This is a genomic window from Paludifilum halophilum (assembly GCF_002245355.1).
GTDB lineage: Bacteria > Bacillota > Bacilli > Thermoactinomycetales > DSM-45169 > Paludifilum > Paludifilum halophilum.
Map to the genome: position 1 here is coordinate 47,201 of NZ_NOWF01000003.1, position 21,578 is coordinate 68,778.

The following is a 21,578-nucleotide window of genomic DNA, read 5'->3' on the forward strand; positions in this document are numbered from 1 at the left end:
CTCTACTCCAACAAGACCAGCTCATGCTGAATCGCATGGATAATCGCCTGTGACCGACTCTTGACCCGCAGCTTTTTCAGGATATTGCTCACGTGGATTTTGACCGTTTTGTCACTGATGAAGAGCTGTTCGGCGATTTCCTTATTGGAAAGTCCCTTCACCATTAACTGCAACACATCCAATTCCCGCGGAGTCAGGGAATCGTCCCCTGATCCGCGGTCCGTTTTTTTCTCTCCGCTGATATTATCCAGGAGTTTGCGAGCCATGACCGGGTGCAGCGTGGACTCCCCCCGGAAGGCGGAACGAATCGCTTCTATGACGTCGGCGGAAGGCGCGTCCTTCAACAGATAACCCGTCGCACCGGCGCGGATCGATTCATAGAGGTATTCGTCCCGGTCGAACATAGTCAGGACGAGTATCGCAACTTTCTGGTCGGTGGCCCGGATGCGGCGAATCGCTTCAATTCCGCTCATCCCCGGCATATTGATATCCATCAGGATCACATGAGGGTCCAGCTCTTCTATCATGCGCAGTGCCTCAGTTCCGCTGTTCGCCTGCCCTACCACCTGCATATCCTGTTCCAGACTGATCAAATTGGATAATCCGTCCCTAAGGACGGCATGGTCATCCACCAAAAGCACATTAATGGGCATGAACAGCTGCTACCAAACCTATGGACAAACCAAACCATGAAGTTGTCGGTGCTTGCTCACCGGCTACAAATGATTTGTTTGTCGTTTTTCGCCACGAGCCGGTAGCAGATTTTTCACCTCCATTTTTTTGTGCTCGCACGCTCGGGAGAATGTTGTGTTGTTTCCCTCTCAGCCGATGGTCGAGCTTTGTTACCCGTGGCGTACGGTTGATGAAATCCTGTCAGTGACAGTAGGCTTTTTATCATTCCGGAAGGGGCTTATTCCCATCAGCTCCTCTGCTGATAAGGGAATGTACGTTCTCTAACTATTCTCCATCAACAGCATGTTTTCCTTTTCATACTGTGCTATTTTTACCCCGCTGACCGGACGATGCTTGGATCGCTTCCTCTTTCATCGGGATCGTCAGGATGACACGGGCTCCCTGGCCTTCTTCACTGTCGAATTGAAGAGCCGCATTCAAATTTTGCGCCCGTTCATTCATCCCCACAATGCCGTAACGCTTCTGGGCTTCCGCCTTATAAACCGCCTGAGCCAAGGAAAAGCCGACACCGTTATCCTCAACGACCAGTTTCAGCTCCTCCGGTTCATAGCGAAGGGTCACTTTCACTTCGGAGGCTTTGGCATGTTTCGCCGCATTGCTCAACGCTTCATGGCAAACCATGTAGACCGTCTCCTCCGCCTCCGTGGACAAAGGGTAGTTCTCCCCCTCCTGCTCGAAAAATGCATCGACGTCGGTTTCATTTTGAAAGGCTTCCACCCGCCTCCTCAATGCGGGGATCAAACCGATCTTGGCCGCCGGGGAGGGGCGCAGAGCCGTGATCGAGTGCCGTACTTCCTTCAAGCCTTCCCGAAGCTTTTTCTCACTCTGTTCCAGCCAGGAACGAACTTGTTCCGGCTGTGAATCGAACACTTTTAATGAGGATTCCACCTTCATCAGGACACCGGCGAAGGACTGAGCAATCCCGTCATGAATCTCCCGGGCCAAACGATTCCGCTCCTCCGCCACCACCCGGCGCTCCCTTTCATTCATCAGACGAGCATTATGAAGAGCGATCACGGTCTGACTCGCCAACACCTGTAAAAAGGTGAGATCCGCCTCCTCAAATCCGCGTCGGTCCGCTTTCCCCAAGGTGATTACACCCAGTACCTCCCCGTCCATCTCCAGGGGAACACAAAGCATCGAGCGCACTTCTTCAGCATCTTCCAGATCCTCATGACAACGGGGATCCAACTTGACATCATCCACCATGGCCGGTTGGCCATGAGAAGCCACCCACCCGTTCAAACCCCGGTTCAGCGTGTGGGACTGCTTTTTCAAGTGATGCGGAACATCTCCGGAAGTGACGGAAGGGTAAAGCCGCTCATTTTTCAACAGATAAAAGATCCCGTAACTATAGTCGATCACTTTCGACAGGGGAAGGATCGTCTGCTCCATTACCTCGCGCAAGTTCAGTGTTTTATTGATGTTGGTGGACAGCAGAAACAACAGCTCCAGCTTCCTCCGTTTACGCATCAGACGGGCGATCACATTGGACAGTACGGCAAACGCGACCAGGGGGGTAAAAAAGAAAATGAACGCGAGGGTGTCCGTATCCCGCTCCTGCCAAAGCATCCCGAAAAAAGCTGCACAATAGAGGAGAGATAAGAGAGCAATCCCCGTCTCCCACAGCCAATTGTTCACCCAGAGACGGGAATAACGGGGACGAAGGCGTAAACACTCGGTACCGTCCCGGATTATTTTGCTCACCAACTCAAACACCAGGACATAAACCGCAAGTACCAAAAGGAGTTTCCAGATATCGCCTGCCTCCAGCAGCGGCTGACGCATAAAAGATATGTAGGCCTCCGCTGCCATCAGCCCGAGAATCGTATATCCCGAACGAAAGGCACTGTTGGACAGCGATTTCTTCGTCATCCAACCGACGAACAGAACCGTCAGTCCGTAGACGATCCCCGCCACTCCCGGGGAATAGAGGGAACCTAGTGCGAATAGGAAGGGGAAATGGACCGTCACCCGGCCTCCGTGTTCCGGAAAGGGAAACAGCTCCGTCACCCACAGCAAAGCAGTTAAAGCGAGCAGATGAAAAACGCTCCATTCAGGGGCGGTATGCTGTATGAGAGAATAAAAAGACAAAATCCATGCTAAAAAAACAACCGACCAGCGAACCATCCGTTCAATCCACATCTTCCACACTCGGCAACCCGCCATTCATTATATACTTGCAGGATTGGAACCATCGTCGCAACCGCTTGAACCCCCTCGGTTCGACGTGCTGAAGCACCTTTTCGCCCGAAATCATCGGACCGGCAGATGGATTCCGTTCCTTTCATCAACCCCCTTTCTTTAAAAAATGCGGTTCATTCGTTTCTTTTAATCCTATCATAAACGCGCCATGATTTATAAGATATCGAAATAAAACGATCCTTCATTTGTAAAGGATTTTTATATTTATAATCTAAAGCCCAACCATTTTGTGATAATATGAAAATTGGGTTCACTCATCCAAAGATGGGCTGAAAAAACCAAATCAACACGAAAAGGGGAATCCTTCATGCAGGGTAAACACGCAGGGATCGTATTGATCGTCGCAGGAGCCTTTTTGCTGATGAGAGAAACCGAGTGGCAATTATATAAATATTTATCGACGTGGGAATTTTTATTAATCCTGACCGGGCTGATCGTTCTTTTTCTTTCCATGCGCCAACCGCATCATCCGAACCTGATGATCTGGGGAGGAATTACATTGGGACTGGGCATCCACGCTTGGGGTCTTTCCCATGTCAAAGAATGGCCGCAGCATTGGAGTCTTGTTCCCGCCATCATCGGTGCTTGCTTTTTCCTAATCGGGGGCCTTTTAAAAAAGGACCGGAAGAAAGGAACGATCGGCGCCATCCTTCTCCTCCTCGGCCTGTTCGCATGGCCGGGTGCCAACCGGATACCGGGGGTTGGGGAAGCCGCTGTCTTCATGAACACCTACTGGCCCACTTTGTTGATACTCCTCGGAATTTTCCTCCTTTGGAAAAAGTAAGAGAATTCCGGGCCACTGCGGGGATTGCTCCCGCAAAAAACGGGAGTTCTTTCCCTCACCCCTTCATAAGATAAAGGATGAAACCCCTCAATGGAAAGGACGAACCCGATGGCTCTGATTAAAACAAAAGAAGAAATCCGCCGAATGGAAAAAGCGGGAAAGCTGCTGGCCGCCTGTCACCGGGAGATTGCCAAGCGGATCCGCCCCGGCATCACCCCTCAGGAAATCGACCGGTTCGTAGAAGAATATCTCGAACGACACGGAGCATCGGCGGAACAAAAAGGATACATGGGTTACCCCTACGCCACCTGCGCCTCGATCAACGACGTCATCTGCCACGGGATGCCTGGAGATGAACCTCTCCGGGAAGGAGACATCATCACCGTTGATTTTGTCGTCAACTTGAACGGATGGTTGGCGGACTCCGCCTGGTCCTATCCCGTCGGCACCGTCTCTAAGGAAACGGAACGTCTTCTCTTCGCCACTCGAAAAGCCTTGTATGCGGGGATCCGACAAGCTGTACCGGGAAACCGGATCGGGCATATCTCCCACGCCATCCAAATCCAAGCTGAAACCCGGGGGTTCTCCGTCGTCCGTCAGTTCATCGGCCACGGCATCGGTCAACGTATACACGAGCCTCCGGATGTGCCCCACTTCGGTCTTCCCGATTCCGGACCCGTTCTTCGGGAGGGGATGGTCATCACGATCGAGCCGATGCTGAACACAGGATCTCACCAGGCCCGCATCGAGGCCGATGGCTGGACCGCCCGGACTGTCGACGGCGGCTTGTCAGCCCAATACGAACACACGGTAGCGATCACCGACGACGGACCGTTGGTGCTTACCGAGCAGTACACGGAAGGAGACTCCGGTGAACCGAGGCAGATGTAAGAAGTTCCCCGAAGCCGGTGCTGAATCTTGGATGAAACAACCGGGATTTCTCCGTATCAACCACTGACCCGCAAACCAACCCTTGTCCTCCTCCGGACATGAAAAAAGACCCCGCTGGTACAGCGGGGTCGACCTGGGTGCCCCTTCCGAAAAAGTCGATCGTGTTTTCCCGACGAGGGAGAGGCCGAATTTTCACAACGCTTCCGGTAGGATACTCAGCCGTCGACCGACTGAGTAACCCTTTTACTTCAGCTCATAAGCGGTTGTCGACTTTCTTTTCTCCTCATAACGTTCCATGGCCAAGTCGATTAATCGGGTGACGAGTTCCGGATAGCTGATGCCGGAGTGCTCCCACAGGTTGGCATACATACTGTATGGAGTGAATCCGGGCATGGTGTTGATCTCGTTAATCAGCACTTGGCCGTCCTTTTCCCGGAAGAAGAAATCGACTCGGGCAAGGCCGGTTCCGTCGATCGCCTGAAAAGCACGGATGGCGAGGCGGCGGATTTTTTCCGCCGTTTCCTGGGGGAGATCCACCGGAATCCGCATCTCCGAGATGCCGTCCACATATTTGGCCCTGTAATCATAGAAGTCACCGGAGGATACGATTTCCCCCGGAACGGACGCCTCAGGGGACTCATTACCCAGAATGGCCACTTCCACTTCCCGTGCCTGAATAAATTCCTCCACAATAATTTTCCGATCATAACGAGCGGCCAGGGAAAGGGCTTCAGCCAAACCGCTCCGGTCTTTTGCCTTGGAAATGCCGACACTGGAACCCAGGTTTGCGGGTTTGACAAAGCAGGGATAACCGAAAACCTCTTCAATCTCCCGAACCACCCCGTCCACATCCCTTTCGATCCGGGAACGGAAATAATGGGTAAAGGCCCCTTGGGGCAAACCTTCCTGAGCGAAGATCTTCTTCATCATCACCTTATCCATACCCACGGCGGAGGCCATCACCCCAGCCCCGACATAAGGGATGTCCGCAATTTCCAGAAGACCCTGAATCGTTCCGTCTTCACCAAAAGTCCCGTGAAGAACAGGGAAAACAGCATCCACATCCTCCCGATTCAACGAAGGGAACGACCGTCCGGATGCCGCGGGAAGGGCGTTCTGGGCAGACACTCGCTTTTCCAGGTTTTCCAACTGCTCCGGCTCCATTTTACCATCCAGAGCGGGGAGGGCTTTTTTACCCGATTCCCAACCCCCATCCCGGTTAATCAGGATCGGAAGCACTTCGAAAGAAGAAGGATCCATCGCCTGAATGACGGAAGCAGCGGAGTGGAGAGAGACTTCATGTTCTCCTGATTTTCCGCCGAATAACACGGCTACGTGTATTTTTTTATTCATCCTCTCCCAGCCTTTCTCGTCTCACTCTGCGTTGGGTTACTCTTTGTCGGTATGTAGACTATTCCCCATCGATCCGGATGGTTCCACACTCAGCTTTTGGCGAGGCGCCTGATCGCCGTCCAGAGTTCTTCTTTGCCCTGACCGGTATCTGCGGAAAACAAAACCAGGGAATCGCCGGGATCGATATCCAGTCCTTCCCGAACCTGTTTCAAGTGCTTGGGCCACCGCCCGCGAGAAATTTTATCCGCTTTGGTGGCTGCAACGATCACCGGGATCTGATGGTATGTCAGCCATTCATACATGGCCACATCATCTCGGGTAGGGGGATGACGCAGGTCAATCACCTGAATGGCCCCTTTCAACATGTCACGGGTCGTCAGATACCCCTCCACCATCCGGCCCCAAGCCGCCCGCACCGACTTGGACACCTTGGCGAAACCGTAGCCGGGCATGTCGGCGAAAAACAATTCCCCATTGATCCGGTAGAAATTGATCGTCTGAGTTTTACCCGGTTTGGAACTGGTTCGGGCCAAATTTTTGCGGTGGATCAATCGATTGATCAAAGAGGATTTACCCACATTGGAACGCCCGGCCAGAGCGATTTCCGGCAGGGCGTCCTTGGGATACTGTCCCGGATGGACAGCGCTGATCACAAATTCAGCCTTCGTCACTTTCATTAGAATCCCTCACCAAAGCCAACTTCAACACTTCGTCCATATGACCGACCGTCATAATCTTTAAGTCTTTTTTCACGCTGTCAGGAACATCCTCTAAGTCCTTTTCGTTTTCCTTCGGTACGAGAATATGGGTAATGCCCGCCCGGTTTGCCGCGAGGGATTTCTCCTTTAATCCGCCAATGGGCAGCACCCGTCCTCGCAGGGTTACCTCCCCGGTCATGGCAACCTGGCGGGAAACAGGGATCCCGGACAAGGAGGAAACCAAAGCAGTAGCCATGGTAATCCCCGCCGAAGGACCATCTTTTGGAATCGCTCCCTCCGGAACGTGAATGTGAATATCGTTTTTTTCGTGGAATTCCGGATCGATCTGTAGTTCATCAGCCCGAGAACGAATGTAGCTGAAGGCGGCCTGGGCGGATTCCTTCATCACATCCCCCAGTTTGCCGGTCAGGGTCAACTTCCCTTTGCCGGGAAGCACCGTCACTTCAATCGTAAGCGTGTCTCCCCCCGTCGCGGTCCAGGCGAGACCGGTAGCCGCTCCGACCTGGTCGGTCTGTTCCGCCTTGCCATAACGAAACTTTTCTGGCCCCAGGTATTGAGGCAGATTTTTGGCTGTGATGACTACTTTTTTCCGTTCCTCCGATACCAGTTGCCGAACGGCTTTGCGGCACAGAGTGCTCACCGTACGTTCCATGTTCCGCACACCGGCTTCCCGGGTATAACGGCGAATCAATTTCCGGACTGCATCCGAATTGATTTGCAGCTTCTCTTTAGTCAACCCGTGTTCCTTCAGCTGTTTCGGAATCAGATGATCTTTGCAGATCCGTTCCTTTTCGATCTCCGTATAGCCGGAAATATAGAGCATCTCCATTCGATCCAACAAGGGACGGGGAATATTGTGGGCCGTATTGGCCGTCGTGATAAACATCACCTTGGAGAGATCGTAGGGCACCTCAATATAGTGGTCACTGAAGCTTTTGTTCTGTTCCGGATCCAACACTTCCAGCAAGGCGGAAGCCGGATCCCCCCGAAAATCCATGGCCATCTTGTCAATCTCGTCCAGAAGGAAGACGGGGTTTGCACTCTCCGCCGTCTTCATCCCCTGGATGATCCGTCCGGGCATCGCCCCGACATATGTGCGACGGTGACCGCGGATTTCCGCTTCATCCCGTACACCACCCAGAGAAACACGAACAAAGTTTCGATTTAATGCCCGTGCAATGGAACGGCCGAGGGAAGTTTTCCCTACACCGGGAGGTCCCACCAAACACAGGATGGGTCCTTTCAACTGTTTGACCATCTTTTGTACGGCCAGATATTCCAAAACGCGCTCCTTGGCCTTTTCCAATCCATAATGGTCTTCATCCAGAACCTTCTCCGCTTTTTTCAGGTCCAGATCGTCCTCTGTCTCCTGATACCACGGCAACTCCAACAACCATTCCACATAGGTGCGAATCACTCCCCCCTCCGCCGAGGTGGTGGGAATCTTCTCCAAACGCTGAAGTTCCTTTTCCACCTTCTCTTTAACCTCGTCGGGTGCTTCCAGCTTTTCCAGCTGGCTGCGGAGCTCCTCCACTTCCCCCATCCGTCCTTCTTTTTCACCGAGTTCCCGCTGAATTGCCTTCATCTGTTCTCTCAGATAGTACTCCTTCTGTGTCTTCTCCATCTGCTTTTTGACACGCTGAGAGATCTTTCGCTCCAGCTCCAGGACCTCCCGCTCGTCATTCAGGATGGACAGAAGAGTTTCCAGGCGTTCCTTGATATCCACCGTTTCCAGGATTTTTTGCTTATCCTCGATCTTCAGAGGAAGATGAGAGGCGATCACATCAGCCAAACGTCCCGGTTCATCGATATCGGCGACAGCGGAAAGGGTTTCCGGGGAAACTTTTTTGGACAGACGCAGGTATTGCTCAAAGTGGTCCAAAACCGACCGCATCAGAGCCTCTACGTTGATATCGTCCACTTCATCCTGCAAAAGCTCGCTGACGCGCACTTTATAATAGGAGTCTTCATCCTGAAACTCCAACAACCGAGCCCGGTGCAAACCCTCCACCAATACTCGAATCGTTCCGTTGGGTAATTTCAGCATCTGCCGTACCCGGGCGACGGTCCCCATCCGGTAAATGTCATCCGGAGTCGGCTCTTCCAACTGAACTTCGTGCTGCGTCGCGAGGAGAATCGTATCATCATCCACCATTGCTTGTTCCAGAGCTTTTACGGAACGTTCGCGGCCAACATCCAGGTGCAACACCATATTGGGATAGACGAGCAAACCGCGAAGGGGAAGCAACGGCAACACGCGCTCCTCCTCTTTAACAGCCATGTATGCACCTCCGATGCCGTATCTTGCCTGTTTATAAAAGGGTTGAACTTTGTACGATTTTATCTTATTCGCCGTCTTTTGTCCATGACAGCGCATTTGTGGGAATAAGAGCGGTTATCCCAAGGAAGAGGCCGTCAGCACACCGGCGGCTGCCGGCATCGCCGATTCCGTTTCTGAATCCTGCCGACAAGCCCACTTTAGGACATCTTCCACCTGATTGACCGGGATCACCTGAATGTCCTCCCAGTCTTCAAACAAAGCCTGCATATTATCCTCAGGAATCAATACCCGTTTCGCCCCTGCCTGTTTGGCCGCCTCCACTTTGGCCACGACTCCGCCGACGGGTTTTACTTTCCCGTGGATAGAAAGCTCGCCGGTCATCGCCAGACGGTTATCCACCGGCAGTCCTTTGATAGCGGAATAAATCGCTGTCGCCATGGTCACCCCCGCCGACGGTCCATCCAAGGGAATACCTCCGGGGAAGTTGACATGAAGATGATAGGCATAAGGATCGATATCCGTTCGCCTCAAAACGGTAAGCACATTTTCCAGGGAACTTCGGGCCATGCTTTTGCGGCGAAGAGTTCGCTGTCCAGCGCCTCCCAATTCCTCTTCATCCACCATCCCGGTAATGCGGATGGACCCTTCGGTCCCGCGCTTCACCGGAACCGCCGTCACTTCGATCTCCAAGAGAGCACCCATATTAGGTCCGTATACGGCCAATCCGTTAACCAAACCGGGTTGTGCCGAATCCGGGACTTTCTTATCCGGTCGAGGAACGAGCTGACTACTGTGAACCACCCACTCGATATCCGCCGCTTTGATTTCCTTTCGATCTTCAGTCAAGGCCAGACCCCCGGCGGTTTGGACGATATTAATCGCTTCCCGCCCGTTGGTGGCATACTTCTGAATCACCTGTATCGCCTTCTCCTCATGGGAAAAATGGATTCTCTCGATTGCCTGACGGGCCACTCGAGCGATTTCCTCCGGCAATAAGGGACGGAAATAAATCTCCATGCAACGGGAACGGATCGCCGGAGGGATTTCCTCGGGAGTGCGGGTGGTCGCTCCGACCATTCGAAAGTCGGCAGGGAGACCGTTCTGAAAAATATCGTGGATATGGGAGGGTGTATTGGTATCCTCCGGACTGTAATAGGCGCTTTCAAAAAATACTTTGCGATCCTCCAATACTTTGAGGAGCTTGTTCATTTGGATCGGGTGCAGCTCACCGATTTCATCGATAAAAAGAACGCCGCCATGAGCCTTGGACACCGCTCCGGGCTTCGGCTGGGGAATTCCCGCCATCCCCATTGAACCGGCCCCTTGATAAATCGGATCATGAACGGAACCGATCAGGGGATCAGCGATTCCCCGTTCATCGAAGCGGGCGGTGGTGGCATCCAGCTCCACAAACTTGGACCCGTGATTGAAGGGCGATTGGGGATTCTTTTTCGCTTCCTCCAACACCACCCGCGCCGCGGCAGTCTTTCCGATTCCCGGCGGTCCGTAAATCAACACGTGTTGGGGGTTGGGACCGCACAGGGCCGCTTTCAGCGCCCGAATACCCTCCCTTTGACCCACGATTTCTTCAAAAGAAGAAGGACGGGTTTTCTCCGACAGCGGCTCCGTCAGGGAGACGGTGCGCATTTTTCGGAGTTTATCCATCTCCTTTCGCGATTCGCGATCCACGGCCGACCGGTTAGACTGCTGATTCCGCAGCAGATTCCAGAAATAAAGACCGATGACGACCGAGAAAAAAACCTGGAGTAACATGATGAGCACTGTCCAGTTCATAATATCTCCATTACCTCCCCGTCTTCGGGACACGGAAGGAAATTCACCGCGTCGTATTCTGGGCTTAGTATGACCGGAGGAAATGGGGGATAGTCAGGGACACAAAAAACCCGCCGCTCCCGAAAACGGGCATTCGGCGGGCAAAAATCGAGGATCAGGAAGTGACATCCAGGGTCTTGCCTTTTTCTTCTTGGTTTGGCAGCAAAGCGGCCGCTTCATAATCCGCGGCCTCTTCCTCCTTTTCTTGATCCGAACCCAGTTCGACACATCGATCAAAATGCGCGGTTGTCATGCGCAGTTGAACCTTGAGTTCCTCTCCCGGTTGAGGTGTTTTTGCTCCCTTGGGAAAAAAGAGAACGCTGGTTTGCATATGGGGAGGTTCCGCAAACCAGAGCCGTTTCCCCTGATACGTAAAGGGGCTCAAATGACGATTGGTCAATTGAAGAAGCCAAAACACCGTCAGCTTGGCGCGATCCTTCCACCCCTTCACTGCCGTCGGGGCATCCAGAGCGACTCCGTTAGCGGTGCCGCCGGCGACAATCACCAGCCGCCCGCTTTTTTTGGCCCGGTTCTGCTTATAACCGAAACGCTCTCCTTTCACGACATCCTTCACATCCAGAACCGTTGTTCGCAGACTGAAAAAGGACTTATCGTGAAGCCACAGGTCCGTTCCCAGGCGCATATGAAAACGGATGGACGGGTATTCCTTTCTCAGTTTCCCATACAGATCCGAAGAGATGTGACTGACATACATCCGGTTACAGGGCAGTCCCACTTTCTTGATTTGTTGCACCCAAGCGTGGATGCTCTCTTCTTTGGCCGTCACAGACAGCCCCTCGGTCGGAAAGTGGATCGAATAGCCCGCGATTTCCAGGCGAAGGGAATCCGAGCGGTTCCAATCATCGATCAACGTTTGAACCTTCGATAGTTCTTCCGGCTCAAAACCGTATCGTTTCATTTGGGATTCACATTTGATCAGGATCCGCAGATGAAAAGGTTCACCGCCGTTGTTCCAAATGCTGGACTGCCGCCGACACAGGGAGTCGAAACCCTCAACCAACCGTTTTAATTGGGCTAAATTGCCCACGGTATAGACCCGGCTTTCCGCCATGTCCGCATACTCCGGGGCCGCCAGCACAGGGGTGAGAATCAGCATTTCTTCAAAGGAATACACTCCTTCCAACTCCCGAGCCTCTTCGACGGTCCCGACTGCGACGGTCCGTTTACCCGACCGAATGGCAGCGTCAGCTAAAAATTCATTGCCAAATCCGTAACCGTTCCCCTTGATTACGGGAACATAGTCGGGAAACCGCTCTTCCGTGTTCCGGATATGATCCAACCATTCTCGCCGGTTTAAGTACAGGGTTAGGCTCAATGTTTGAACACCTCAACGTTTTTTCATATACATGTCGAAGGCCCAGTGCAACAGCGGTTGCAGGGGATAATCCCATTCTCCGATCAACTGGCAAGCTTCCCCTCCGAATCCCAGTTTAAACCGGAGCAAACCGTACAAAGGATCCGATTCGTCCAGCGTGTGACTGATCCCGCGAAAATCGTAAGTATGTGCTCCCATGGCGTGAGCATCCTGGATCATTTTCCACTGGATCGCATGATTCGGCATCTTGTTGCGATGTTTGTTGCTACTGGCTCCGTAGAGATACCAAGTGTGCCCGTTGGAGTAGGTGGCGATCGTGGAGGCCAGCAACTCACCTTCGAACCGCGCCATATACAGTTTGATTCGGTCCGGATTCTCCCGGCTCAAAGCATAGTACATCTTTTCGAAATAGGAGAAATTGCGGACGGCAAATTGATCTCGCTCAGCGGTCACCTTTAACAGCTCGTAGAACTCTTTCAGTTCTTCCTCGCCGCCGACAGTCACTTCCACACCCTGCTTGTCCGCTTTCCTCACATTACGCCGCCAATTGGTGTGAAAATCGCCAAACACTTCATCCAGCGTCCGCTCATTGAGGGGCAACCGGAACACATACTGCGGCTGAATCGCGGAGAAACCCCCGTCCTCCTCTTTTTTCTTCCACCCGATGTCCCGGAGTGCTTGCTGAACGTAGTCCGCCTGGCCATCCACTTCATCCGGTCCGAGATCGTTCAACGTTTTCCCTTTCAGTTCATGTTCCCGGATTTGTTTCAAGTATTTTTTGATCGTGGGAGTTTTCCATCGGGCTCGTGTCACCGGAGGCTCCATTTTGACGGAAAAGACATTTTTCTGGCGAAGGAACTCAAAGAGAGGTTCAAACCATTCGCTCAGATTTTTGGATGTCCAATCGATCACCGGGCCTCGGGGTATGTATGCCAAAAACTTGTTCAGGCCGGGAAGTTTTCGATACAAAACAAGCGAACAACCGACCATCTGCCGCTCTTCATTGAACCAACCCAACAGATCGTTCTTCCACTCCGTTTTCACCTCGGCCCAGGAGGGATATTGCATAAAATTACCCAGCGGCTGCTTTTCGATAAAGGATAAATAGTCCTCGCGGGATACGGCTTCCACTTGCATCATGCAAACCACAACTCCACTTCTGCAGTATTCTTTCTTCCGATGATAAGACCCGTCGAAAAAACAACATGATAATGACTGCAAAACTGTAACAACCTTCAACAAACAAAAGCGGAATTCTTCTATTCGCCATTAGTCATTCTACCATAAAACCCCCTGTGTGCGGGTAAAAACCGCTTGTATTCTGAGGGATCGACAAGTTTCAGACAAAAAAAAGCACCCGGTGTCGGGTGCTAAAGCTTTTTAGGCGCTTTCTTCTTTTTTGTCAACGTTGCGCCCTTCCTCGGTCGTCAGGCGCGGAGCCACTTTGTTTTTTACCGTCTCCTCGGTCACCGCGCATTCCGTGACGTCCTCCCTGGAAGGAAGATCAAACATCACATCCAGCATGATCGCTTCAATAATCGCCCTCAAGCCCCTTGCGCCGGTATTTCGATTGATCGCCTCGTCAGCGATCGCCTTGAGAGCGTCAGTTTCGAAGGTGAGATTGACGTTATCCATCTCCAACAACTTCTCGTACTGCTTAACCAGAGCGTTTTTCGGCTCGGTCAAGATCCGTACCAAGGCATCCTGATCCAGGGGCTCCAGGGTGGAGATGACCGGCAAACGTCCGACGAATTCCGGGATCAAGCCGTAGCGCAACAGATCCTCCGGAAGCACCAGTTTCAGGTATTCGCCGGGCTTCAGATCGGCAGTGGTGCTGTCTGTACCAAAGCCGATCACCTTTTTACCGATGCGACGTTTAATGATCTGCTCCAAACCGTCAAAGGCTCCGCCGCAGATAAACAGGATATTGCCGGTATCGATTTGAATAAACTCCTGATGGGGGTGTTTCCGTCCACCTTGAGGCGGAACACTTGCCACAGTCCCCTCCAGGATTTTCAGCAAGGCCTGTTGCACACCTTCGCCGGAAACATCGCGGGTTATCGAGGGGTTTTCCGACTTGCGGGCCACCTTGTCGATCTCATCGATGTAGATAATCCCGCGCTCCGCTTTTTCCACATCATAGTCTGCCGCCTGAATCAGCTTCAGCAGGATGTTTTCCACATCCTCACCCACATAACCGGCCTCTGTGAGAGAAGTGGCATCAGCGATAGCGAAGGGCACGTTAAGAATCTTGGCCATCGTTTGAGCCAGCAGGGTTTTCCCGCTTCCGGTCGGCCCCACCATCACGATGTTCGATTTCTGCAACTCCACGTCTTCCATCTTTTGAGACGAGTTGATCCGTTTGTAGTGGTTATATACAGCCACTGCCAGAGACTTCTTGGCCTGATCCTGGCCGATGACGTATTGGTCGAGGATTTCGTTGATTTCCTGCGGCTTCGGCAGGTTTTCCAGATCGATATCCTCTTCTCCGCCCAGCTCTTCTTCGACAATCTCGTTGCAGAGCTCAATGCATTCATCACAAATATAGACACCGGGACCGGCCACCAACTTGCGCACTTGGTCCTGGGATTTACCACAGAAAGAACACTTCAACTGTCCTTTTTCCTCGTTGAATTTAAACACGCGTCTCACCCCTCTCGAAGGTCTTAACGGGTGATCACTTGATCCACCAAACCGTACTCTTTGGCTTCCTGAGCACCCATGAAATAGTCGCGATCCGCATCGCGTTCAATCTTCTTCAGAGGCTGACCCGTACGCTCGGATAAGATCCGGTAGATTTTTTTCCGGGTCTTTAGAATCCAGTCAGCGTGAATTTCGATATCCGCGGCTTGACCTTTCACTCCACCCAGCGGTTGATGAATCATCACCTCGCTGTTGGGAAGCGCGAAACGTTTTCCTTCGCTTCCGGCCGCCAGCAGGAAAGCACCCATACTGGCAGCCATCCCCACGCAGATCGTGGAGACGTCGGATTTTATGTACTGCATGGTATCGTAAATCGCCATCCCCGCTGTAATCGAACCACCCGGGGAGTTTATGTACAAGTGAATATCCTTTTCCGGATCATCCGCCGCCAAAAAAAGGAGTTGGGCGACTACGACATTGGAAATCGCATCGTTAATCGGGGATCCGATAAAGATGATCCGATCTTTCAGCAGGCGGGAAAAGAGATCAAACGCCCGCTCACCGCGATTGGTCTGTTCAACAACCATGGGAACCAGGTTGGATCCGTATACTCCGTCCGTTTCGTGCACCGTTCGAGAAACCCTCCCTTCAATCTTTTTTAAAAACAAGGCACGCGTGGACACGTGCCTCGTTTTTCCGTCCTATTCTCATTATGCCGCATTTTTACTATTGGATACAAGTAGGTCGATCGTTTTTCGGACCTTTAATTCTTCCTTCATCTGATTGACTCCGCCCTGGGCATTCAGCAGACGACGCACTTCTTCCACATCCCGTTCCATCTGCTCTGCCAACTTTTTCACTTCTTCTTCGACTTCTTCATCGTTGACTTCCACATTTTCCTCAGCGGCGATCGCTTCCAATACCAGGTTGGCTCGAACTTTCTTGCCTGCATCCTCCTGGAACTGTTCGCGGATCTGAGAAGTATCCTGTCCGGTAAACTGGGTGTACTGCTCCAGATTGATCCCCTGCATTTGCAGCTGTTGCTGAAAATGTTGCATCATGTGATCGATTTCGTGTTCCACCATGACATCGGGCACTTCGATTTCCGCGTTTTCGGCCGCTTTTTCCACCAAGGTGTTCCGTTTATAGGACTCTTCCTCATTTTTCTTCTGCTCTTTCAGTTTATTCTCGACATCGCTTTTCAATTCTTCCAGCGTATCGAACTCGCTCACATCCTGAGCAAACTCGTCATCCAGCTCCGGCAATTCCATGCGCTTGATTTCATGTACTTTTACTTTAAAAGTAGCCTCTTTGCCGGCAAGGCTTTCCTCTTGATACTCTTCCGGGAAGGTAACGACGACGTCTTTCTCCTCTTCAGCCTTCATTCCGATCAACTGGTCTTCGAAGCCGGGGATGAATTGGTTGGACCCCACTTCCAGCGTATAACGCTCGGCCTGGCCGCCTTCAAAGGGTTCTCCGTCAATAAACCCTTCAAAGTCCATAATGACACGATCGCCCTTCTCTACTTGGCCGTCTTCCACAGCGATCAGTTGTCCTTGCCGTTCCTGCATCCGTTTCAGCTCGGCATCGATATCTTCATCGGAAACGGAGAAATCCTTCTCGGGAATTTCCAGTTCCTTGTATTGACCCAACTGCACTTCCGGCTTCACTGTCACCGTCGCCTTGAAGATAAAAGGTTTTCCTTTTTCCAGCTGATCAATATCGATCTCCGGCTGATCGACGGGCTCAATCCCCGCTTGTTCTACAGCTTGAGGGTAAGCTTCCGGCAACAGGATATCCAAGGCATCCTGGTACAGGGATTCCACTCCGAAACGCTTCTCAAAGATCGGGCGCGGAACTTTCCCTTTACGGAAACCGGGAACGTTCACGTTCTTAACCACTTTGCGGAACGCTTGATCCAAAGCTTCCCCGAACTGTTCTTCATCTACCTCAACCGTCAGTACCCCGCGGTTTTTTTCGGTCTTTTCCCAACTTGCCTTCATCGGTCTTCCCTCCTGACAAACTCCGTTCATAAATACAGGATGATCGCTTCAACCTGTGAATTCCGAGCATATTACAACCATTTTATTATACCATATGGCATACGCTTTGCAAGGGAGACACCAGCGGAGTCCCTTCAAAACAAAAGCCCCGCCAAGGGGCTCATAAAAAAAGTGTGCAACTCCCTTTGATCTCCGCCTATAGCGAAAAATCGTATGGCGTCCCAGGAGGGATTCGAACCCCCGACCAACGGCTTAGCATACCACTATGACTTTCGTCACCAACCGATGTTGTTTGTGGTCTGGACTATATCTTCACCATCTCAGGTGCGACACGTATAGTCTCTACGGATCCTCACGATCATCCCGGTACAGGGAACCGTAAGTTTCCTCGGTATTACCATCAGCATCACCTGTTAAGGTTTCACCGATACAGTGTCGTCCACTCTGCAGGTTGAGAGTTCCCTGCAGAGGCTCCTTATTTGAAGGCCGTTGCTCTATCCTGCTGAGCTACTGGGACTTGATGCAAGGAGTTGCACGCCTCAGTGCATATCATATTATACCACGAACAGCCTTTGCGTCAAGCGAAAATCCTCGTTTCAGGCGGTTGATCAGACCTCTTTTCCCGGAAGGGTGAAGGTGCCTCCCCTCTCTCTGACGACCTCTCCCTGCGGGTTGTAGAAGGTGACATCCACATCTTTATTCCCCGACCTTTCCAACACGGCATAGGTCGGCTGCGGAAATTCGCGGGGCATGGTGATGCTTCCGGGATTGATCAGGAGAATGTTTCCAGACTGTTCACAGACAGGAACATGAGAGTGACCGAAACAGGCCACCTGGGCTCCGGTTTCTTCAGCGCGATACCGAAGGGGAAGAAAAGAGCTCTTGACCTGGTGTCGGTGACCGTGAGTCACGAAAAAACGAACCCCCTCCTTCTCCCACCAATCCTCCAACGGTTTGTCCTCCCAATCGCAGTTCCCCTGCACCACAGTCATCGGGCGGGAAGGCAACTCCTCGGCATCCGTACTGAAATCGCCGCAATGAATGATATGATCCGCCGCCACTTCTTCCGCGATTCGCTTCAACCGATCACCATCCCCGTGGGAGTCACTGATAATCAGTACACGCATGATGACATCACTCCTCCTTCCAGGGAGAGGATTATCGGGAAAAATCGTACCGTTCACGCAACAGCTGAAGAAGCTTCACTGAAGCCCGGGCTCGATGACTGATCCGGCGTTTCACTTCCGGTCCCGCCTCAGCCATGGTGACTCCCCGATCCGGCAGGAAAAACAATGGATCATAGCCGAACCCGTGCTCTCCCCGAGGAGATACAGCGATTCGGCCGGTACACTCCCCGCGTACCACGCGGGTTTCTTCTCCGGGTACCGCCAGCGCGATGACGCAAATAAAAGAAGCGTTGCGTCGGGATTCCGGGACTCCCTGCAAAGCTTGAAGCAATTTCGCATTGTTTTGGGCATCCGTCGCTCCAGGGCCTGCAAATCTCGCGGAATAAACCCCCGGATCCCCGTTCAGGGCATCTACCGCCAATCCGGAATCGTCGGCGACAACCGGCCGGTTCAATACCCCGGCCACCGTCTCCGCTTTCTTGACAGCATTTCCTTCAAAGGTATCCCGGTCCTCTACGATCTCCGGTATTCCTTCCATTCCTTTCAGTCCCAACACCCGCAGGCCCAGTTCCCCGGACAAGAGAGTATCCAGTTCTGCGACTTTATGATCGTTTCGCGTGGCGATGACCAGGTCCGTCCAAGGCCACGCCTTTTTGATCTTTTGCGGCATTTCGCTCCTCCCCGATTCAATCGCCCATGTCTTGCAGGACTTCTTTTTGGCAGGCGATGAGCCGTTCGGTTCCCCCTTTGGCCAAGTCGAGAAGCTGATTCAGCTCTTCCGGAGAAAAGGGAGAATCCTCACCGGTTCCCTGCACTTCCACATACTTGCCGGTCCCGGTCATGACCACGTTCATGTCCACTTTCGCCCGGGAGTCCTCTTCATAGCACAGATCGAGACTGGGTACACCGTCTACGATACCGACACTGGTCGCCGCCAGGTAGTCCGTCACCGGCATCCGCGGCAGGCTTCCCGCTTTCACCAGCCGGTGAAGAGCGAATACCATCGCGACATAGGCTCCAGTGATAGAAGCGGTTCGGGTCCCGCCATCCGCTTGAATCACATCACAATCCAACCAGACGGTACGCTCCCCCAACCGATCCAACTGTACAACAGAACGAAGGCTTCGCCCGATCAAACGTTGAATTTCCATCGTTCGGCCGCCCACTTTTCCCTTGCTGGACTCCCGAATCGTCCGGGATTGGGTAGCCCGGGGCAACATTGCGTATTCAGCCGTTACCCATCCTTTTCCCGAGCCTCGAAGAAAAGGAGGAACCCGTTCTTCGACAGAGGCGGCACATATGACCTTTGTATCTCCTACACATATGTAGACGGACCCTTCCGCATGTTTCATATAATCCGGGATCATGTCCACTTTTCGAAGTTCGTCAGCTTTTCGTCCGTCCACTCTCACTACGGTCCCCTCCAAAATATAGTGTTCATATTATAACACAGTCTTTTCCGGCAACGCGAGGAATAGCAAAAGAAAAAAGAGGTGCATTCACCTCTTCGAGTGTTCCCATTCACCCACCCGACCAATCACGATTTTCACAGATACGCTGAAAATTCAACCCTTCCTAGCCTCCCTTGAAAAGAGCTTTTTCCTATAACGCTTCTAGAAAGCGACCGGGTTGATCCGCTTGGGACGGGTGACAGGTTTGTCAAACGGGTCTCCCAGCGTTTTGGCAGCGGTTTCCCCTTCTCCTTCAACCGTGATTTTCACCTTTTTGGCACTGGTGTTTTCCGTCAAGGAGAGAACAATCGTGTTTAAGGCGTCCTGGGACGCTTTTTTCTCATCGCTGTACTCCAGAAGTTGCTTTCCGAAATCGGCGACAGCGGTATCCCCCTTGATCTGGACACTGTTTATCTCAGTGGTGTCGACCAGGGCGTTGACCAGATCAGAACCGTGTTGCGGTCCCTTGACTAATTCCGTTAAAGCCGCTTTGGCCACATTTTTTTGTCGGTCAATCATCCGGGTAACCGGAACATAGTATACTTCATCTTCTTCGGTTTGACCCAGAAAATAAAGAGTGACGGGCATGCTTTGGCTGGCTTTCACTCCCTGGGCGATCTCCAGGTTAATTCCGCGATCGCGGGTCAATTCCTGCGCCGGGCTTTTTTTCTTGGGCATGGTCTCCAAGGGGCGGCCATCAACCCATATGTTCACCTTGTTAACCGAATCGAAGCCGGTCACAGCCCAGGTAACAGCGCTCAGAATCTTTTCTTCCATTCCGGGATCATAAGACAAAAACTCCTTGGAAAAATCGATCGTAGCCGTTCCCTTCTGAATATCCAACCCCTTTACTTCCGTTCCTTTCGGCAAAATTCCGCTGAAACCCTCCGGCAGCATCGACTGAGCGGGGCCGCCTTTCACCATGTAGTCCAATGCTTCCTTGGCGATCCCTTCCACTTTGGGAATATTGAGCGCATAGGGGACGACATAGCCCGTATCCGTTAAGAAATAAAGTTCCAAACTCCCTTTTGCGTCAGAAGAATCCGCTTGATCCTTGCTTTTTTCAGACGATTGCTCCTTTTTTTCCGACGATTTCGGCGGAGGATCGATCGGCGACGATTCTTTTCCCTCAGGTCCGAACAGACAACCGGACAATAACAGGAAAAAGAGTAACACTCCGATCATTCCTTTAATGAATCGGTTCCGCATTGTACTCCCTCCCGGGGCAAAGTTCTGGGCTAGTACAATGTATACGAGCCCCGGGAGAAAATATCACTGCTTTTCTCAAGAGAATCGAAGAATCCTAGTCTGGTCAGCCTGCGGTATGGTTGGTCAATGTATCCAAAATCACCTGTTCCACACGTACGGAATGTCCCAGCCAGCTTTCGGCAATCCGCCGAAAGGACTCCGGGGTTCCGCTGGTAAAAAAGTGGTGATCCATCGGTTCCAGGGACTCCATCGTTTGATCCGTCAGCAAGCCTTTATGCTGCAAAACAGTAGACAGCTCCCGGGCCGTCTCTTCGGCGGAGCTGATCAGAGTGACCGACGGACCCATTTCCCGTTGGATCCAGTCGGAAATTAAAGGGTAATGAGTACACCCCATAATCAGGGTATCCAATTCATATTCTTTTAAAGGAAGCAATTCCTTTTTTACAATACTGCGGGCGTGATCCGTATCTCCGCTCCCGCTCTCCACTAAGGGAACCAGCGCGGGACAGGCATGACTCACCACGACCAGGTCCGGATCGATCAGCTTCAATGCCCGATGATACGCTTCGCTCTTGACGGTCCCTTGGGTTCCGATGACACCGATTCGCCCTTGTCGGGAGGCTTTAATCGCCGCCCGGGCTCCCGGTTCAATCACTCCCAGCACCGGAATGGAAAACTGTTGTCGAATCGATTCCAAAGCAACCGCTGTCGCCGTATTGCAGGCGATCACCAATGCCTTCATCGAATACCCTGACAAAAAGTGTACAATTTCAGTCGTGAACTGGCGCACTTCTGCGGGTGTACGAGGGCCGTAGGGACATCGACAGGTGTCACCGAAATAAAGAATTTTCTCCCGGGGAAGTTGCCTTAAGACCTCTTTGGCTACCGTCAACCCCCCTACGCCTGAGTCCAGAATTCCGATTGCGCTTTGCAATGAAAGTGGATTCATAAATTCACGTTAAGCCTCCAGTCTTTCGCCGTCCTGTATCGGGTTGGCAGTGCCTGAGACCCTATGGCATTCATTATATGGCGATCTTCGCAAGAATGCTT

The 21,578-nt window shown here is 52.2% G+C and carries 18 protein-coding genes; 2 read left to right on the forward strand and 16 right to left on the reverse strand.

Translation table 11 applies throughout. The features are described 5' to 3' along the window. Positions 1-2: 2 nt before the first annotated feature. Positions 3-653, reverse strand: coding sequence for a response regulator (locus tag CHM34_RS05390; protein ID WP_094263590.1), 651 nt, complete (start codon positions 651-653; stop codon positions 3-5). Between the two features lie 334 nt (positions 654-987). Further along, the gene (locus tag CHM34_RS05395; protein ID WP_240511915.1) at positions 988-2,838 is read right to left on the reverse strand and encodes a GAF domain-containing sensor histidine kinase; all 1,851 of its coding nucleotides are present in this window, start codon (positions 2,836-2,838) and stop codon (positions 988-990) included. Positions 2,839-3,205: 367 nt separating this feature from the next. Between CHM34_RS05395 and CHM34_RS05400 the strand changes: the two genes are divergently transcribed. Both CHM34_RS05400 and map read left to right on the forward strand, forming a co-directional pair. Beyond that, entirely contained in the window at positions 3,206-3,682 is a 477-nt protein-coding gene (locus CHM34_RS05400) for a LiaI-LiaF-like domain-containing protein (protein WP_094263592.1), read from the forward strand. Between the two features lie 108 nt (positions 3,683-3,790). Continuing rightward, a complete protein-coding gene (map, locus tag CHM34_RS05405; RefSeq protein ID WP_094263593.1) occupies positions 3,791-4,573 on the forward strand; it encodes a type I methionyl aminopeptidase in 783 nt (260 codons plus the stop codon). Positions 4,574-4,816: 243 nt separating this feature from the next. On the opposite strand, the gene CHM34_RS05410 is transcribed toward map, so the two are convergent. From CHM34_RS05410 to racE, 14 genes are all read right to left on the reverse strand, one after another. Next, entirely contained in the window at positions 4,817-5,926 is a 1,110-nt protein-coding gene (locus tag CHM34_RS05410) for a D-alanine--D-alanine ligase (protein WP_094263594.1), read from the reverse strand. Positions 5,927-6,015: 89 nt separating this feature from the next. Continuing rightward, entirely contained in the window at positions 6,016-6,603 is a 588-nt protein-coding gene (yihA, locus tag CHM34_RS05415) for a ribosome biogenesis GTP-binding protein YihA/YsxC (protein ID WP_094263595.1), read from the reverse strand. Next, positions 6,584-8,926 carry an endopeptidase La gene (gene lon / locus CHM34_RS05420; protein ID WP_094263596.1) on the reverse strand — a complete coding sequence of 781 codons (2,343 nt, stop codon included), beginning with the start codon at positions 8,924-8,926 and terminating at the stop codon, positions 6,584-6,586. Before lon ends, yihA begins: the two co-directional genes overlap by 20 nt. A 114-nt stretch (positions 8,927-9,040) precedes the next feature. Beyond that, positions 9,041-10,720, reverse strand: coding sequence for an ATP-dependent protease LonB (gene lonB, locus CHM34_RS05425; protein ID WP_094263597.1), 1,680 nt, complete (start codon positions 10,718-10,720; stop codon positions 9,041-9,043). 154 nt (positions 10,721-10,874) lie between these two features. Then, complete coding sequence (locus CHM34_RS05430; RefSeq protein ID WP_094263598.1) at positions 10,875-12,095, reverse strand: alanine racemase; 1,221 nt, start codon at positions 12,093-12,095, stop codon at positions 10,875-10,877. A gap of 12 nt (positions 12,096-12,107) precedes the next feature. Next, on the reverse strand, positions 12,108-13,235 hold the full coding sequence (locus CHM34_RS05435) for a lipid II:glycine glycyltransferase FemX (protein ID WP_240511891.1): 1,128 nt from the start codon (positions 13,233-13,235) through the stop codon (positions 12,108-12,110). 240 nt (positions 13,236-13,475) lie between these two features. Beyond that, complete coding sequence (gene clpX, locus CHM34_RS05440; protein WP_094263599.1) at positions 13,476-14,738, reverse strand: ATP-dependent protease ATP-binding subunit ClpX; 1,263 nt, start codon at positions 14,736-14,738, stop codon at positions 13,476-13,478. Positions 14,739-14,761: 23 nt separating this feature from the next. Then, positions 14,762-15,367: an ATP-dependent Clp endopeptidase proteolytic subunit ClpP gene (gene clpP / locus CHM34_RS05445; RefSeq protein ID WP_276207682.1), complete on the reverse strand. Its 606-nt coding sequence runs from the start codon at positions 15,365-15,367 to the stop codon at positions 14,762-14,764. A gap of 81 nt (positions 15,368-15,448) precedes the next feature. Continuing rightward, entirely contained in the window at positions 15,449-16,741 is a 1,293-nt protein-coding gene (tig, locus tag CHM34_RS05450; protein ID WP_094263600.1) for a trigger factor, read from the reverse strand. Between the two features lie 608 nt (positions 16,742-17,349). Further along, the gene (locus CHM34_RS05455; RefSeq protein WP_094263601.1) at positions 17,350-17,868 is read right to left on the reverse strand and encodes a metallophosphoesterase family protein; all 519 of its coding nucleotides are present in this window, start codon (positions 17,866-17,868) and stop codon (positions 17,350-17,352) included. Between the two features lie 31 nt (positions 17,869-17,899). Beyond that, positions 17,900-18,538, reverse strand: a complete 639-nt coding sequence (locus tag CHM34_RS05460) for an XTP/dITP diphosphatase (protein ID WP_094263602.1) — start codon at positions 18,536-18,538, stop codon at positions 17,900-17,902. A gap of 16 nt (positions 18,539-18,554) precedes the next feature. Continuing rightward, positions 18,555-19,280 carry a ribonuclease PH gene (gene rph, locus CHM34_RS05465; RefSeq protein WP_094263603.1) on the reverse strand — a complete coding sequence of 242 codons (726 nt, stop codon included), beginning with the start codon at positions 19,278-19,280 and terminating at the stop codon, positions 18,555-18,557. Between the two features lie 201 nt (positions 19,281-19,481). Next, positions 19,482-20,528, reverse strand: coding sequence for a GerMN domain-containing protein (locus CHM34_RS05470; RefSeq protein ID WP_094263604.1), 1,047 nt, complete (start codon positions 20,526-20,528; stop codon positions 19,482-19,484). A 103-nt stretch (positions 20,529-20,631) separates the two neighbouring features. Next, a complete protein-coding gene (racE, locus tag CHM34_RS05475) occupies positions 20,632-21,477 on the reverse strand; it encodes a glutamate racemase (protein WP_094263605.1) in 846 nt (281 codons plus the stop codon). Positions 21,478-21,578: the final 101 nt, after the last annotated feature.